Annotated in this window: 12 protein-coding genes; 8 read left to right on the forward strand and 4 right to left on the reverse strand. The window is 60.0% G+C overall.

Annotated elements, in window-relative coordinates; translation table 11 throughout:
- Window positions 1-3: 3 nt before the first annotated feature.
- A complete protein-coding gene (gene dnaA, locus MLC70_RS04245) occupies window positions 4-1,455 on the reverse strand; it encodes a chromosomal replication initiator protein DnaA (protein WP_248181828.1) in 1,452 nt (483 codons plus the stop codon).
- A gap of 647 nt (window positions 1,456-2,102) precedes the next feature.
- On the opposite strand from dnaA, the gene rpmH reads away from it, so the two are divergent.
- The 5 genes from rpmH to mnmE all read left to right on the forward strand — a co-directional run bounded on the left by rpmH (window position 2,103) and on the right by mnmE (window position 6,096).
- Window positions 2,103-2,237 (forward strand): 50S ribosomal protein L34, encoded by a 135-nt coding sequence (rpmH, locus tag MLC70_RS04250; protein ID WP_008172542.1) that lies wholly within the window; start codon window positions 2,103-2,105, stop codon window positions 2,235-2,237.
- Between the two features lie 15 nt (window positions 2,238-2,252).
- Window positions 2,253-2,654: a ribonuclease P protein component gene (gene rnpA, locus MLC70_RS04255; protein WP_248181829.1), complete on the forward strand. Its 402-nt coding sequence runs from the start codon at window positions 2,253-2,255 to the stop codon at window positions 2,652-2,654.
- Window positions 2,654-2,899, forward strand: coding sequence for a membrane protein insertion efficiency factor YidD (yidD, locus tag MLC70_RS04260; protein ID WP_248181830.1), 246 nt, complete (start codon window positions 2,654-2,656; stop codon window positions 2,897-2,899). The genes rnpA and yidD overlap by 1 nt, the downstream gene beginning before the upstream one ends.
- A gap of 4 nt (window positions 2,900-2,903) precedes the next feature.
- Complete coding sequence (gene yidC / locus MLC70_RS04265; protein WP_248181831.1) at window positions 2,904-4,610, forward strand: membrane protein insertase YidC; 1,707 nt, start codon at window positions 2,904-2,906, stop codon at window positions 4,608-4,610.
- 115 nt (window positions 4,611-4,725) lie between these two features.
- Window positions 4,726-6,096: a tRNA uridine-5-carboxymethylaminomethyl(34) synthesis GTPase MnmE gene (gene mnmE, locus MLC70_RS04270; RefSeq protein ID WP_248181832.1), complete on the forward strand. Its 1,371-nt coding sequence runs from the start codon at window positions 4,726-4,728 to the stop codon at window positions 6,094-6,096.
- Between the two features lie 45 nt (window positions 6,097-6,141).
- Here mnmE and MLC70_RS04275 read toward each other — a convergent pair whose 3' ends face one another.
- Complete coding sequence (locus MLC70_RS04275) at window positions 6,142-8,313, reverse strand: TonB-dependent siderophore receptor (protein WP_248181833.1); 2,172 nt, start codon at window positions 8,311-8,313, stop codon at window positions 6,142-6,144.
- Window positions 8,314-8,478: 165 nt separating this feature from the next.
- On the reverse strand, window positions 8,479-10,299 hold the full coding sequence (locus MLC70_RS04280; RefSeq protein ID WP_248181834.1) for an acyl-CoA dehydrogenase C-terminal domain-containing protein: 1,821 nt from the start codon (window positions 10,297-10,299) through the stop codon (window positions 8,479-8,481).
- 258 nt (window positions 10,300-10,557) lie between these two features.
- Between MLC70_RS04280 and MLC70_RS04285 the strand changes: the two genes are divergently transcribed.
- Genes MLC70_RS04285 through MLC70_RS04295 form a run of 3 tightly spaced genes read left to right on the forward strand, consistent with a single transcriptional unit; the run spans window position 10,558 to window position 15,385 of the window.
- A complete protein-coding gene (locus MLC70_RS04285) occupies window positions 10,558-11,121 on the forward strand; it encodes a DUF3833 domain-containing protein (RefSeq protein WP_248181835.1) in 564 nt (187 codons plus the stop codon).
- A 19-nt stretch (window positions 11,122-11,140) separates the two neighbouring features.
- The gene (locus tag MLC70_RS04290) at window positions 11,141-12,235 is read left to right on the forward strand and encodes an efflux RND transporter periplasmic adaptor subunit (protein WP_248181836.1); all 1,095 of its coding nucleotides are present in this window, start codon (window positions 11,141-11,143) and stop codon (window positions 12,233-12,235) included.
- 3 nt (window positions 12,236-12,238) lie between these two features.
- Entirely contained in the window at window positions 12,239-15,385 is a 3,147-nt protein-coding gene (locus MLC70_RS04295) for an efflux RND transporter permease subunit (RefSeq protein ID WP_248181837.1), read from the forward strand.
- 9 nt (window positions 15,386-15,394) lie between these two features.
- Here the strand turns inward: MLC70_RS04295 and MLC70_RS04300 are convergent, their stop codons facing one another.
- Window positions 15,395-16,669: an EAL domain-containing protein gene (locus tag MLC70_RS04300; RefSeq protein ID WP_248181838.1), complete on the reverse strand. Its 1,275-nt coding sequence runs from the start codon at window positions 16,667-16,669 to the stop codon at window positions 15,395-15,397.
- Window positions 16,670-16,688: the final 19 nt, after the last annotated feature.

Here is a 16,688-nt window from a genome sequence, read left to right on the forward strand (position 1 = left end):
GGATCAGGTAGTCAGCAGCCTCATAAAATTCTGATAATCCTCGCGGATACTGGGATCCGTCTCCTGCAGTTCGACAATCTTCTTGCAGGCGTGCAATACGGTGGTGTGATCTCGGCCGCCGAAGGCATCGCCGATTTCCGGCAGGCTGTGATTGGTCAGTTCCTTGGACAGGGACATAGCCACCTGACGCGGCCGGGTCACTGTCCGGGTGCGGCGTTTGGACAGCAAATCCGCCACCTTGATCTTGTAATACTCCGCCACCGTGCGTTGGATGTTATCAATGCTGACCTGTTTCTCATGCAGCGCCAACAGGTCTTTCAGACTCTCGCGAATAAACGGCGGGGTAATTTCCGATCCCGTAAAGTGAGCATTCGCTATCACCAAACGCAGCGCGCCTTCTAACTCTCGTACGTTGGAGCGAATTTTCTGAGCGATAAAAAAGGCCGCTTCGCTGCTGAGTTTGACGTTCGCCTGTTCCGCTTTTTTCATCAGGATCGCCACCCGGGTTTCCAGCTCCGGTGGCTCCACCATCACCGTCAGGCCCCAGCCAAAACGGGACTTCAGCCGCTCTTCCATATCGACAATTTCTTTCGGGAAGCGGTCACAGGTCACGATCACCTGCTGGCCACCCTCGAGCAAGGCATTGAAGGTGTGGAAAAACTCTTCCTGTGACCGTTCCTTACGAGCGAAAAACTGGATGTCATCAATCAACAGTGCGTCCACGGACCGGTAATACCGCTTGAACTCGTTGATGGCATTCAGCTGAAGGGCTTTTACCATATCCGCCACAAAGCGTTCGGAGCGCAGATACGCCACCTTGGCCCTGGGATTTCGCCGCACGATGTCATTACCAATGGCGTGCATCAGGTGGGTCTTGCCCAGCCCCACACCACCATAGAGGAACAGCGGGTTATAGGCACCGCCCGGATTCTCCGCCACCTGCATCGACGCGGCTCGGGCCAGCTGGTTCGATTTACCCTCAACGAACGTCTCGAAAGTGAACCCTTCGTTGAGGAAACTCTGGTGCTTGATGTCACCTTCCACCTGAACCGTGCGCCGCTCGTTGGCGGATTTCGGCCTCACCGACGAGGATACAGCCGTTGCCGCCACCCCACGCTCTTCTTCCGTAACCCGGCTGCCGGACTCTTCCTGAGCTGCACTGCCGGCGTCGTTACCCGGGTCAGAACGCAGCACCAGATCGCCGGCCCGGGGTGCCGAGCCAACTTTCATATTTACCCGGGGAGCCTGGCCGCCATTAAGGTCCTTCAACACCTCTTCGATCCGCCTGAGATACTTCTCGTTCACCCAGTCCATAACAAACCGGTTGGGCGCGAACAGCATCAGCTGACCTTCACGATGGTCAGACTGCAGGGGCCTCAGCCAGGTGTTGAACTGTTGGGCGGGAAACTCGTCCCGGAGTACTTCTAGACATTGATGCCAGATGGTGTTCGGCACGACAGCCTGCCTCCGATGCCTCAGGAATTTCTCAAAACGAATCAGGTGCAATCCGCTACCAGAGATGACCCGGAATTCTAACCCGCACGCCTCCCAAGTAAAAGAGCGAAAAGCGACTCATGAACAGCCTGTGGAAATTTATTTTCTTTTCTTTCAATTTTTTACAGACTTACCTACAGGGTTGTGTACAGAAAAATAGTGGTGGATAAGGTTACCCACAGCCCTGTGTGTACAGCCTGCCCTCAACCCTGTGTGTAGCCACTTGACCAATGCAGGGATAACTTCGGTTTTTCACCCCCGACCAGGTTACCCACAATTCCTGCATCGCTTGTGCACAGCCCTCAGGCCGCTTTTTCAAGTGCCTTATGAATCGACCAACTTCTTGTTTTTAAGACGGAACCAGGCTCTATCCACAGAAAAGTGCCTCAGTAATAACAGTAATAATTAATCCTTAAGACATTTAAAAAAAGACTTATTACTATGATTACTATCCGCTGCTGACCCTTCAGATCGACACGATCCTCTGCGGATGACGCATTAACCATTGAATTCGTCGCAAGGTTTGCATAGAATGCCGCTCCTGTTTTGGCTGTTCATTTTCCAGCCAACCATGAATTTCCCAATACCTGTAATGTGAGATCATCACCATGAAAAGAACGTTTCAACCAAGCGTACTGAAGCGTAAGCGCGTTCACGGTTTCCGTGCCCGCATGGCTACTGCCAACGGTCGCAAAGTGATTTCCCGTCGTCGTGCAAAAGGTCGTGCGCGTCTGTCTGCTTAAGACATCGTTCGCCTCGTGAAGACTTTGACATTTCCGAAATCCCATCGGTTACTCACACCCAGGGATTACGGCAAGGTCTTCGACGACGTCCAAGTCAGAGTTCCGCACCGGAATTTTCTGATCCTGGCTACCCCCAATTCACTGGGGCATGCCAGGGTTGGTCTGGTGTTTTCCAAGAAAAACCTGAAACTTGCCGTTCAGCGAAATCGTGTCAAACGACGTGTACGGGAAACGTTCAGGCTCCAGCCCGATCTACCGGGGCTGGATATTATTGTTCTTGGCCGGCAGGGTCTGGTTCAGCTCGACAATCAGACTCTGACCGCAACCTTGAACGATCTCTGGTCACGCCTGATCAGAAAGAGCCGTCAAAGTCTGTCATCAACCGCCACCTCCCCTGCCGGTAAAGGAACGGATTAATGCGCAAACTGCTGCTTCTCCCGATCCGCTTTTACCAGTACGCCATCAGTCCGATGATGGCCAGTCATTGCCGGCATTATCCAACCTGTTCCCAGTACGCAATTGAGGCCATCAACCACCACGGTGCGCTGAAAGGACTTTTTCTTGCCACACGACGATTGTTGAGGTGTCATCCCTGGGCCGAAGGCGGTTATGATCCGGTACCGGGCACCCATTCCCATAACTCGAACCAGACTGAACAGTAAGTTTATGGATATTCAACGCATTGTATTGTTTGCCGGCCTCGCAATTGTCAGTTATCTGATGGTGCTTGCCTGGAACGAAGACTATCACCAGCCTCAACAGCAACCCCAGGTCACCGAACAGGCCAGCGTGTCCCAGAATGGCAACGGGGAAGATCTGCGGTTGCCGGAGGAAGGCGATACCGGCGTTGCCGCTGACGAAGAATTCTCCACCCCCGAGGGCAGCAGTCTCGGCGTCAGTTCCACTCCCGTGGTGTCAGAAAACAGTGACAAGCTGATCACCGTGCGTACCGATGTCCTGGAACTAACCATTGACCGCGTGGGCGGCAATCTGGTGGAAAGCTCCCTGCTGGACTACGACCGTTCGCTGGATAGTGAAGACTCCCTGAAAATTCTGACCAATTCCGGCAACCGCACTTACGTCATGGAAAGCGGGCTGATTGGCCGCAACGGCATCGACAGCCGTCGCAACGGCTCGTCGCCGGTATACGAGACCACATCCGCCAGCTACGAGCTGTCTGACGATGCCAACGAATTGATCGTCGACCTGACCTACACCACCGAAAGCGGCGTGGAAATTACCAAGCAGTACCAGTTTGCTCGTAACAGCTACGAGATCGACGTGCGCTACCTGATCAACAACCGCTCTTCGGAGGCCTGGCAGGCCAACCTCACCGGTAAGATTGTCCGTGACCGGGCGCCTGACCCGACGGCTCAGAACAGCCTGGGTATTCAGGCATTCCTCGGCATGGTCGTCAGCACCCCTGAGGATCCCTACGAAAAGTACGACTTCAGTGATCTCGCGGAAGAGCCCATCAACCAGTCCGTCACCAATGGCTGGCTGGCCTTCCTGCAGCACTACTTCATCGCGGCCTGGGTCCCGGAGCGGGATCAGCCGGCACAGTTCCAGTCGACACAACGGGGCCCGCTGCATGTGATGGGCTTTGTCTATCCGGCTACGTCGGTCGCTCCGGGGGATTCCGCGGAAGTGGGTGCCCGCGCCTATGTTGGCCCGAAGATCATTGAACGTCTGGAAACGGTGGCGCCGAACCTCGACCGCACCGTTGATTTCGGCTTCCTGTTCTTCATTGCTCTGCCGCTGTTTATCGTGCTGGACTGGTTCTATGGCCTGGTGGGTAACTGGGGCGTCGCCATCATTCTGCTGACGGTGGTGGTCAAAGGAGTGTTTTTCCACCTGTCGGCCACCAGCTATCGCTCAATGGCCAGAATGCGCGCCGTTGCCCCACAACTGACCCGTCTGAAAGAACTCTATGGCGATGACCGTCAGCGCATGTCCCAGGAGATGATGGCGCTGTACAAGCGGGAAAAGATCAATCCGCTCGGGGGCTGCCTGCCCATCCTGGTGCAGATGCCGGTGTTCATCTCCCTGTACTGGGTACTGTTCGAGAGTGTGCAGTTACGCCATGCGCCGTTCATGCTGTGGATCAACGATCTGTCGGTCATGGATCCGTATTTCATTCTGCCGATCCTGATGGGCGTCAGCATGTTCCTGCAGATGAGCCTGAACCCGACGCCGCCGGATCCCATGCAGGCCAAGATCATGAAAGCGATGCCGCTGATCTTCACGGTGTTCTTCCTCTGGTTCCCCGCCGGTCTGGTACTGTACTGGCTGGTGAACAACATTCTGTCCATTGCCCAGCAGTGGTACATTACGCGGAAGATTGAAGCGGAAGTGGCGGGCAGAAAGCACTGATCTGCGGATCCAGAGTCTGAACCCGTACCCTGACAGAGGCTCCTTCACGGAGCCTCTGCTGGTTCAGGACCCGGATAAACCCGCAAACTCCCGGAACAGGAACACAGAGCGCATCATGGAACACGTCACCGATACCATTGCCGCCATTGCCACGGCGCCCGGCCAGGCCGGTGTCGGTATTGTGCGGGTATCCGGTCCCCGCGCCGGCGCCATTGCCCATGCCATGCTGGGCTATCCACCCAAACCCCGGTATGCCCACTACGGGCCTTTTCACGATCAGCACAACCAGCTGATTGACGAAGGCATCGGTCTGTTCTTCCCCAACCCCCATTCCTTTACCGGAGAAGACGTCTTCGAGCTTCAGGGGCACGGTGGTACGGTCATCCTGGACCTGTTGTTACGTCAGGTCTGTGAACTGGGCGCCCGACTCGCGCGCCCCGGCGAATTTTCCGAACGGGCCTTCCTCAACGACAAGCTTGATCTGGCTCAGGCCGAGGCCATTGCCGACCTGATTGAAAGCAGCTCTGAGCAGGCCGCCCGATGTGCCGTGCGTTCCATGCAGGGGGTGTTTTCCCGCCGCATTGAAACCCTGGTGGACGCGGTTACCCATCTGCGTATCTACGTGGAGGCGGCCATCGATTTTCCGGAAGAAGAAATCGATTTTCTTGCCGACGGCAAGGTTGCCGCTGACCTGCAGCAGCTGATTGCCGATCTCGATGGCATCCTGGCAGAAGCACAACAGGGCACGATTCTACGGGACGGCATGAAGGTGGTGATCGCCGGCCGACCCAATGCCGGCAAATCGAGTCTGTTGAACGCCCTGGCCGGCCGTGAGGCCGCCATCGTGACCGCGATCGAGGGCACCACCCGGGACGTGCTGCGGGAACACATCCACATTGATGGTATGCCGTTACACATCATCGACACCGCCGGTTTGCGGGACAGCCCCGATGAGGTGGAACGGATCGGTATTGCCCGGGCCTGGGACGAGATCCGTCAGGCCGACCGAATTCTGCTGATGGTAGACGCCACCACTACCGCAGAAACCACCCCGCACCGGATCTGGCCGGATTTCATTGATCAGCTACCGCCCTCCGCACCGGTGACGGTGATTCGCAACAAGGTCGACCTGAGCGAGGAAGCGGTAGGACTGGAGCAACCGGACGGGACCGGGGCGCCGGTGATTCGTCTGGCCGCCAAATCGGCTGCAGGTCTGGAAATCCTGCGGGATCATCTGAAACAGTGCATGGGCTTTGCCGCCACCACCGAGGGTGGTTTCCTGGCCCGTCGCCGGCATCTGGACGCGCTCGAGCGTGCCCGCTCGGCCATGCTGCAGGGCCAGGGTCAGCTTGATGGTTTCGGTGCCGGCGAGTTGCTGGCAGAGGATCTGCGAGCGGCTCAGGACGCGCTGGGCGAGATCACCGGAGTGATGACCCCCGACGACCTGCTGGGCAAGATCTTCAGCAGTTTCTGTATCGGTAAATGACTCCGGATGCCCCGTCGCGTCCGTGCGACGAGGCCCGGAAGTGGATCAGAACCGGTAGGTAACCGACCCGCTGACTTCACGGCGCAGGCCATAGGTGGCGCTGCTGTCAAAGGCCGTGGCCACGTATTTCTTGTCCAGCAGGTTCTGGGCGTGCAGTCCCAGAGACACCTGGCCGATGTCGTAGGTGATCGCTGCGTCAACCAGGGTGACGTCCGGTACTTCCAGCGTATCGTTGGGACCGTTGAACAGGGCACCGTAGCTCTCGCCGATGTAGCGTACCCCCGCGCCAAGGCCGAGGCCATGCAGTGGGCCGCCATGGAAGCTGTACTTGCTCCACAGTGAGGCCTCGTGTTCCGGAGTGTATTCCAGTGGTTCACCCTCTTCCACCGGGTTGCTCGTTTTGGTGATTTCGGCGTCGGTGTAGGTGTAGCTGGCGATCAGATCCAGACCCTGCAGCACCCGTGTGCGGGCTTCCAGTTCCACACCCCGGGAGCGGGCTTCGCCCTGCTGCTCACTGAGGAAGGACACCGGATTGGTCGTCAGGTAATCTTTGCGGGTCAGGTCGAACCAGGCCATTGTCACCAGGGTGCTCGCCACCGGCTGATACTTGATCCCCACCTCGAACTGATGGGCGGTTTCCGGGGCAAATGGCTCGCCGTTACTGTCGGTGCCGGTGGTGGGCAGGAACGACTCCATGTAGCTGAGGTACGGTGCCAGACCGTTATCAAAGCGGTAAGTGACGCCGGCTCGGCCGCTGAACTCCTCGTCATCGCGGCTTGCGGTGGTGGCGGTCAGGTTGTCGACCGTCTCCGTGCGCGCCTTATCGAAACGACCACCGAGGGAGACGGTCCAGCGATCCACGCGGATCTGATCCTGCAGGTAGACTCCGGTCTGTTTGAGCTCGCCCTCCTGATCCTTGAAGATCGGGGCGTCGGCAATGGGGGCGCCGTACTGCGGATCGAAGATATCCAGGTCACTGGCGGCGCCGAAAAACTGGGTGGAGTGAACGTCCACATCCTGGTGATCCAGCCCCACCAGTACGGTGTGGTCCGCCGCCCAGGTACCGAAGCCGAACTCCACCTGAGTGTCCAGGTTCAGACCATCAATCCGGCCGAAACTGTCGAACCGTGACCGGGTAATCGTGCGCTGATCCGCCTGCAGACCGGTGGTGTAAATGGTGCGGTCGTCCACGTCGTTGCGGTAGTTGCGAACATTCTGGCGCAGGGTGACGCGATCATCGATGCGGTGCTCGAATTCATAGCCCATCGCGGTTTCCCGACGCTCGTATTCGTCATAGCCGGGTTCGCCGGTGAACCGGTTGTCGGGAATGCTGCCGTTGGGATTGGATTCCAGTGTGCCTTGCAGTGGGTAGCGCTGGGATGGCTGGGTGTCGTCATACTGCAGGTGAGCCAGCACGGTGAAGCGGGTGGCGTCGGTGGGTTGCCAGGTCAGGCTGGGTGCCAGGTATTTGCGGTTATCGTCGACGAAATCCACCTGGGTTTCGCTGTCCCGCACCAGACCCACCAGCCGCAGCGCCAGGGTGTCACTGTCATTGACCGCACCGCTGAGGTCGAACTGGCCCTGACGTAGCTGGTTGGAGCCGGCTTCGAGGCGGACTTCACGACGGCTGTCGAAGGTCGGTCGCTTGGACACGTAATTCACCAGGCCGCCGGGCCCGGCCTGGCCATACAGCACCGACGATGGGCCTTTCAGTAAGTCAATGCGCTCAGCGCCGTACGGCTCAAGGCTGTAGCCGCCGGTAAAGTCCGGGTTACTGAGTTTGAGGCTGTCACGGAAGATGCCGCTGGTGGCCACATCGAACCCGCGAATGCGCAGGAAGGTGGTACGGGGTTCAAAACCGAAGGTCTCGCCGCGGGCACCGGCGGTGTAGCGCAATACTTCCGCCAGGTTGGCGGCATTCTGGTCACGGATCTCGTCGGCATTAACGGTGCTGATGGACTGCGGCGTTTCGGTGATGGCGGTGGCGGTTTTGGTGCCGGTCAGCGTGGTGTCGGCGGCGTAGCCGTCAATCGGCGCTGTGCCGCTGTTCGCGAGCGCGTCCGCAGACACTTCGATGGCGCCCAGTTCTTCTACCTTGTCATCCCTGACCGGCCCGTCCTGGGCATGGGCGGCGGCAGGGACCAGAGCCGCGGTGGCCATCGCCAGCGCCAATACCGAGGGTGTGAAAGACCAACCGCAACTGGATCGTGTGACCATGACTTCTACTCCGAATGCTAAAAATAATGAGACGCATTCTTATTAATGTATTAATCAAAGTCAATCGTTATGGCGGTGCACGGTTGCGGTTTGCGGGGTGTTGCGGAGAATCGACCCCCGATAAGGCCGCCGTCGGCGTCTTTATCGGGGGTCGTTGCGGGTCGGTCAGGCGGTAAAGCTCATGTCCTCCGCATCCAGCTGCATCAGGTTCTTGCTGGGGCTGAGCATGCTGGTGGCATGGGCCTGGGCTCGTGGCAGCAGGCGCTCATAGTAGAACTCTGCCGTGGCCAGCTTGGCCTTGTAGAACGCCTCGGCATCGTCACCGCCGTTGTCCAGCTTGTCGGCCGCGACGGCGGCCTGACGCGCCCAGATGTAGGCCATGAACACATAGCCGCTGTACATCAGGAAGTCGTTGGCCGCGGCGCTGACCATGTCCCGGTCCTTACGGGCGGCCAGCATCAGCCGCACGGTCAGCAGGTTCCATTGTGCGGTGAGCTTGAGCAGTTCCACCGCGAACGGACGCAGCCGCTTGTCGGTCAGGTGCTTGCGGGCGAAGTTGGCGAGAATCAGGGTGAATTCGCGTACCGCGCCGCCCTGGGTCATCAGCAGAACCTTGCGGCCCAGCAGGTCCAGTGCCTGAATACCGGTTGTGCCCTCGTACAGGGTGCCAATGCGGGTATCGCGGGCAATCTGTTCCATACCGTGCTCGCGGATGTAGCCGTGGCCACCGAACACCTGAATGCCCAGGTTGGCCGCCTCGTTCCCCAGCTCGGTCAGGAAGCCCTTGAGAATCGGCGTCAGGAAGCCCAGCTTGTCGTCAAACTTCTCGGCTTTCTTTTCATCACCCTCGGTGTGGGCCTCTACCATGTGATCCGCCACCCGTGCTGCATAATACAGCATGCCCCGGCCGCCCTCGGCGATGGCTTTCTGGGTCAGCAGCATGCGGCGAACGTCGGCGTGGTGAATCAGTGCATCCGCCGAGTGCTCCGGGTCTTTCTTGCCCGACAGCGCGCGCATGGAACGGCGCTCCTTGGCGTAGTCCAGAGCCCACTGGTAAGACAGTTCCGCCGGACCCACGCCCTGAATGGCGGTGCCGATGCGGGCCGTGTTCATGAAGGTGAACATGCAGTTCAGGCCTTCGTTCTCCGGCCCGATCAGGAAACCGGTGGCACCGTCGAAGTTCATCACACAGGTGGCGGAAGCCTTGATCCCCATCTTCTTTTCCAGGCTGCCGCAGGTCACGCCGTTACGTTCACCCACACCGCCGTCGGCGCCGGGCAGGAACTTGGGCACAATGAACAGGCTGATGCCGCGGGTACCCTTGGGGGCATCCGGCAGCCGCGCCAGCACAATGTGGACAATGTTCTCGGTCAGGTCGTGGTCACCGGAGGAAATGAAGATCTTGGTGCCGGTCAGCTTGTAGCTGCCGTCCGCCTGGGGCTCGGCTTTGGTTTTCATCTGGCCCAGGTCGGTGCCACACTGGGGCTCGGTCAGGCACATGGTGCCGCCCCAGCGGCCTTCCGTCAGCGGTACCAGGTAGGTCTGCTTCTGGTCTTCGCTGCCGTGCAGGAAGATGGTGTTCATGGCGCCGAGAGACAGGCCCGGATACATCGAGAACGGCCAGTTGGCGGTGCCCATCATTTCCTGTTTCAGCAGGCCCATGGAGGCCGGCAGTCCCTGGCCACCGTAGGCTTCGGGTGCAGACAGTCCCTGCCAGCCGCCCATGGCGTACTGTTCGTATGCTTCCTTGTAGCCTTTCGGGGTTGTGACCACGCCGTCTTCCAGCTTGCAGCCTTCCTCATCGCCGGGCTGGTAGAGTGGGCTGAGGACTTCCTCGCACAACTTGCCGCATTCGCTGAGAATGGCTTCCACCACGTCCGGGGTGGCGTTTTCGCCGCTGTTCAGGGACGCATAGTGGCTCGGGTAGTCAAACACTTCATTGAGCAGGAACTTCATGTCGCGCAGGGGCGCCTTGTAAACCGGCATAACTGTACCTCTGTCCTGATGAAAAATCGGCTGGGAGGGGAGCATCCCCTCCGATGCCTAGTGTTTTACGGCATTCAAACGACCGTTCCATTGACGAAAACCGCCCGGAGGGGTGTCAGAAAAGACAATTGGCTGAAATGACGATAGCCGGTTAGTGCCTGCTTACGGGCTGATCGAAACAGGCCATTGGCCCGTATTAACTAGCCTGCTGGACAAGAAACGAACAGATATCCACCTGCCTTGGAGAGTGTAAAAGTCATGCAAATACCCGGATTCTGGAAGAAACCCGCTGGCCCGAAATCACAGGTCTGGTTATGGTTGTCGGTACTGTTTCTGGCCGGCTGTGCCGGGCCGTCTCTGGACGACTACCGCGATCGCGGGCCGGAACTGGTGCCGGACCGCTTTTTCGAGGGCGAACTTTCTGCCCGTGGCGTGGTCAAGGACTTTTCCGGCGAGGTGATCCGCACGTTTGATGCTGACATCGATGCCAGTTGGGATGAGAACGGCGTAGGCACCCTGGACGAAGTATTCCGCTTCGACGACGGCGAGGTGCAGACCCGGGTATGGACGCTAACGCCCAGTGACGAGGGCTACCACGCCGACGCCGGTGATGTGGTGGAACCCGGCACCATGCGCTGGCAGGGCAACGCTATCAATATGAACTATGTACTCCGGGTGGCATACGGCGATGGCACCATTGACGTCCGCATGGACGACTGGATGTATCTGATCACACCAGACACCCTCATCAACCAGACCACCATGAGCAAATGGGGCATTGATGTCGGGAAATTGGTGCTGGTCATTTCCAAAAAACCCTGAACACTGAATCGAGAGACGTATGCTGAAACAAAGTTTGATCGCGCTGGTGCTGGTGGCCTTTGCTGTCGGTGGCGTGCTGACGTACCAGTATGTGGATGGCGGATCAGACGACGGAGACCAGCGGGCGCGTCCGGCAAGCGTGGTGAATACCGCGAATCCGACCCGGGACACGGTGCGCGACCAGGTCAATGCAGTAGGCAGTCTCAAGGCACTGAATGCGGTGGAACTGACCACCGAGGTCAGCGGCCGCGTGGTGGAGCTGAATCTCCGCAGTGGCCAGCGAGTGGATCAGGGCGATCTGCTGCTGCGCCTGGATGACCGGCAGGCGCGGGCGGACGTACGCATGTCCGAGGCGGAAGTGGCCGATGCCCGTCGCCAGTATGACCGGGCTCGCAGCCTGCGTACCAACAACAGCATTTCCCAGGCCCAGGTGGACGAATTGCGCACCACCCTGGAAGTGGCGCAGGCCCAGCTCGAGGCCGCCAGCACCCGCCTCGACAATCACCGCATCACCGCGCCATTCGGCGGTGTGGTGGGGCTCAGTGATATCAGTATGGGGGCATATCTGAGTGCCGGCACCGCCGTCGCCACACTGGATTCCACCGATCGCATGGAGCTCGGTTTTTCGGTGCCGGAGCGGTTTCTCGGCCAGATCACCCTGGGCCAGCAGGTTCGTGGAAGTTCTCCGGCCTACCCGGAAGAGGGCTTCAACGGTGAGCTGGTGGAGCTGGGCACCCGCATTAATGAACTCAGCCGCACCCTGCCGGTGCGGGCGCTGATCGACAATCCGGACGGCAAGCTGCGCCCGGGCCAGTTCATGGCGGCGAACCTGACCCTGCGAGAGCGTGAGGCGCTGGTGATTCCCGAGCAGGCGGTTTTGCTCCGCGGTGCCGACAAGTATGTGTTCATTGCCGAAGACGGCAAGGCGCGCCGGGTTTCGGTGACCCTGGGCTCGCGCAAACCCGGTCTGGTGGAAGTGGCGGAGGGCCTGACTCTCGAGGATCCGGTGATCATCACCGGCCAGGATCGGCTCAGCAGCGGCGACCGCATTGAGGTGGTGGAAGACGACAAGGCGATTCCTGAAAACCGCTTTGCCAGCTCGCTGGAGTCGTAACGGATGATTCTTTCCGATATTTCCATCAAACGGCCGGTCTTCGCCACGGTTCTGAGCCTGTTGATTCTGGTGTTCGGCCTGGCTGCCCTGTTCGGCCTGCCGGTGCGCGAGTACCCGGATATTGATCCGCCGGTGGTGTCCATTTCCACCGATTACATCGGCGCCGCCGCGGAAGTGGTGGATACCCAGATCACGCAGGTGATCGAGGGGGCCATCAGCGGCATCGAAGGCATCCGCTCCATCGAATCCTCCACCGAACAGGGGGAATCCCGCACCAGCATCGAATTCAACACCTCCCGCAATGTGGACATTGCCGCCAACGATGTCCGCGATGCGGTGTCGCGGGTCAGTAACGAGTTGCCGGAAGAAGCCGATCCGCCGGTGGTCAGCAAGGCGGATTCCGATGCCCGCCCGATGATGTGGGTGACCCTGCGCAGTGATGTGTGGGACAGCGCCGAGCTCAGCGATTTTGCCGACCGGGTGCTGGCCGACCGCCTGTCGGTGCTCGATGGCGTGGCCGATGTGCGCATCGGTGGTGAACGCCGCTACGCCATCCGGGTGTGGCTCGACCGGGAGCGGCTGGCCGCTCGCAACATCACCGTGGCCGAAGTGGAACGCGCCTTGCGCGCCAACAACATCGAACTGCCGGCGGGATCGGTGGAATCCTCGACCCGCGATTTCACCGTGCGCGCCGAGGGCCGCTTGTCTACCGTGGAGGAATTCCGCGAGCTGGTGATCCGCCGCGATGGCAATGACCTGTTGCGTCTGGGCGAAGTCGCCAACGTGCGGATGGGGGTGGAATCTGACACCAGCCGGTTGCGGGCCAACGGCCAGACCGCCATCGGCATGGGCATCATCCGCCAGTCCAAGGCGAACACCGTGGCGGTGTCCGATCTGGTGACCGCGGAGCTGGAGAAGATCCGCGATACCCTGCCCCCGGAAGTCAGCATTGCCGAAAGCTATGACGAATCCATTTTTATTCGCGCCTCAATCAAGGAGGTCATGATCACCCTCGGCATCGCCGTGTCGCTGGTGATTCTGGTGATCTTCGTGTTCCTGCGTTCGTGGCGGGCCACCCTGATCCCGGCGGTCACCATTCCCGTGGCGGTGATCGGTGCGTTTATCGGTCTCGGTGCACTGGGCTTCTCGATCAACGTGCTGACCCTGCTGGCGGTGATTCTTGCCATCGGCCTGGTGGTGGACGACGCCATCGTGATGCTGGAGAACATCCAGCGTCGCATCGACGATGGCGAACCACCGTTGCTGGCATCCTATCGTGGCGCCAAACAGGTCGCCTTCGCGGTCATTGCCACCACGCTCACCCTGGTGGCGGTGTTTGTGCCCATCTCATTCATGGGCGGCAACATCGGCCGGCTGTTCGCTGAGTTCGGCTTTACCCTGGCGGCGGCCGTGGTGGTGTCCAGCCTGGTGGCACTGACACTGGCGCCGATGCTGTGCTCGAAGTGGCTGAAACACAGTCCCGAAACCGCCGAGGGTCACCGCGCCTGGAGCTTTATCGAGAACGGCTTGAACGCGCTGACCCGGGGTTATGAGCGCATGCTGCGTTTCTCGTTACGCCAGCCGGGCCTGCTGATCGGCCTCGGCCTGGTGGGCATGGTTCTGATTGCCGTGGTGTTTCCGAAACTGCCCCAGGAACTGGCCCCCACGGAAGACCGGGGTGTGATCATCATGCCGGTCAGTGCGCCCCGTGGCTCCACGGTTGAATACACCGATCACCACGTGCGCAAAGCCGAAGAGCAACTGATCCCTTATCTGCAAGACGGCACGGCCAACCGTTTACTGTCCATCGTCGGGTTCCGCAACGAGGCGGATAACGCGTTCATGATCATGGGTCTGGGCCCCTGGGACGAACGCGACATCAAACAGCAGCAGGTGACCAGTGAGTTGCGGGGCAAGCTATCACAGATCCCCGGCATTCGCGCCGTGGCGGTCAACCCGCCGGGCCTTGGCCAGCGTGGTTTCAACCAGCCGGTGGAGATCGTGGTGGGGGGCCCGGATTATGAATCGGTGCAGGCCTGGAGCGAGGAGCTGCTGGAACGGGCCAAGGACAACCCCAACCTGCTGAATCTGGAAACCGACTTCGAACTGACCCGGCCGGAACTGCGGGTCAATATCGATCGCGAACGCGCCGCGGACCTGGACATCACCATCGAGGATGTGGGCCTGACCCTGCAGACCATGCTGGCGTCGCGGCAGGTGACCACCTATGTGGACCGCGGCCGCGAATACGATGTCATCGTGCAGGCGGCCGATGCCGACCGGGCAACCCCGGAAGACCTGGGCCAAGTGTTCCTGCGACCGCGGGCGGGGGGCGATCTGATCCCGTTGCAGGCACTGGTGTCGGTGAGCGAGGTTGGTGCCAACCCGGACTTGCGGCGCATTGACCGGTTGCCGGCGGTGGTGATCAGCGGCTCACTGGCCGACGGCTATGACCTGGGTTCGGCGCTGACGTATCTGAACAATCTGGCGGTGGATAACCTGCCGCCAGAGGCGCGGATCAGCTACAAGGGTCTGAGCCGGGAGTTTGAGGAATCCTCTGCCGCGATCTATCTGACGTTCGGGCTGGCGTTCGTGATCGTGTTCCTGGTGCTGGCGGCGCAGTTCGAAAGCTGGATTCACCCGCTGATCATCATGTTGTCGGTGCCGCTGGCGATTACCGGGGCCCTGTTTGCGCTGTTCTGGTCCGGTATCAGCCTTAACATCTACAGCCAGATCGGGATCGTGATGTTGCTTGGGCTGATGGCGAAGAACGGCATTCTGATTGTGGAGTTTGCCAACCAGCTGCGGGACAAGGGCTACGAGGTGAAGGACGCGATCCTTGAAGGCGCCATCCTGCGCTTCCGCCCGGTGTTGATGACCACCATCTCCACCGTATTCGGGGCCATCCCTCTGGTGATTGCCACCGGCGCCGGGGCAGAGAGCCGGGCGTCCATCGGGGTGGTCATTCTCGGGGGGCTGATCTTTGCCACCACCCTCACCCTGTTCATCATCCCGGTGCTTTACAATCTGCTGGCGCGCTTCGCCAAATCCACCAACGCGGTGGAGCTGGAACTGGAAAGGCAGGCCCGGGGATCTGCCGGCGGCCAGGGTCTGGCGGCGGCGCCACAGAAACGGGCCGACGATTTCTGAGCGCCGGCGCTACAGCGTGGCGGGAAAGGTCAATTGTCCGTCGAACAGTTCATCGGGGTGCAGATCCACACACACCACCTGCTGGCCGAGTTCGGTGCAGATGCTGGTTGACAGCGTGACCGTGCGCTTGGCATCCGGCAAGGCTACGTAGGGACGGGAGACACTGATGTGCTGAGGCCGCGCCTGGGCGTTGCGGAAATATTCCCGGTGTGACCAGCAGGCGCCAGCCGAGTGATACAGCGGATTGAAACTGCCGCGGCGGATGTCCGGCGTGGCCCGGGCAAGGTTACCCTGCTGCACACCTGCCTGATTGAGCACGAAACAGCGTTTGACCCCGTCCATCTGCAGCAGGCTGGTGCAGGCCTGGTCAAACGACAGCCCGCGCGCCAGTTGATAGCAGGCGTCCATCATTTCCAGCCGCAGCAACCGCAGAAAGCCTTCATGGTGTTGCACATCCCGCAGTCCGCAGGCACTGGAACATTCGATTGTGCGGTATAAGGCCTGTTCGACGCGGGTCACCGTTCCGGTGTCAATGGTGCCCGGTCGCGCGAACAGAAATCCCTGCAGCAGGTCTGCCTCGGTATCCAGGGCAATGCGGGCCTGGGTTTCGGTTTCCACACCTTCCAGTAGCACCAGGCTGCCGCTCTCACGGATCATCCGCACCAGGCTCTCCAGCAGTAAGCGGGCGCGGGTGTGGCACTCCGCATTCACCAGCAGGCTGCGATCAAGCTTCACAATCAGCGGATTCATACGCCACAGGCGTTCGAAGTTGGAGTCGCCCATGCCAAAATCGTCAATGGCAATCTGAAAGCCGAAGGTTTTCGCCAGTTCCACAAAGGCCAGCAGCGCCTGGGGATCATCCGCGGCGGTTTCCACCAGCTCCAGCACCAGACGTTCCGGGTGAAGACCGGATTGCCGGCAGTGGTGGGCGAGCCGCTCCAGTGAGGCTTCCGGGTGAATGCAGGTGTCCGGGTTGATGTTGACGAACAGCCACGCCGGTTGGGACCCCGCCTGGAAGTTGTCCAGATGCAGGTGCAGCAGGAAACGGTCGAGCTCGGCGCTCTGGCCAAGCTCGGTGGCTTTTGTGAAGATGTCCGCGGGTGACAGTGCCTGGCCGTTGCGGGAGGCGCGCATCAGCGCTTCGTAACCCACCAGTTTCTGGTGGGTGGGGCTGAGGATGGGCTGATACACTGAGTCGAACCGGTGTTCAGTGATGATCGCCGGAACGTCCGGTGCCCGGTTCTGAACCAGGCCAGACCGGGCAAGAGCAACAACACGACTCATGGTCAGGAACCTTCGTTAA

This window comes from Marinobacter goseongensis (assembly GCF_023156235.1).
In the GTDB taxonomy this organism is placed as follows: Bacteria; Pseudomonadota; Gammaproteobacteria; order Pseudomonadales; family Oleiphilaceae; genus Marinobacter; species Marinobacter goseongensis.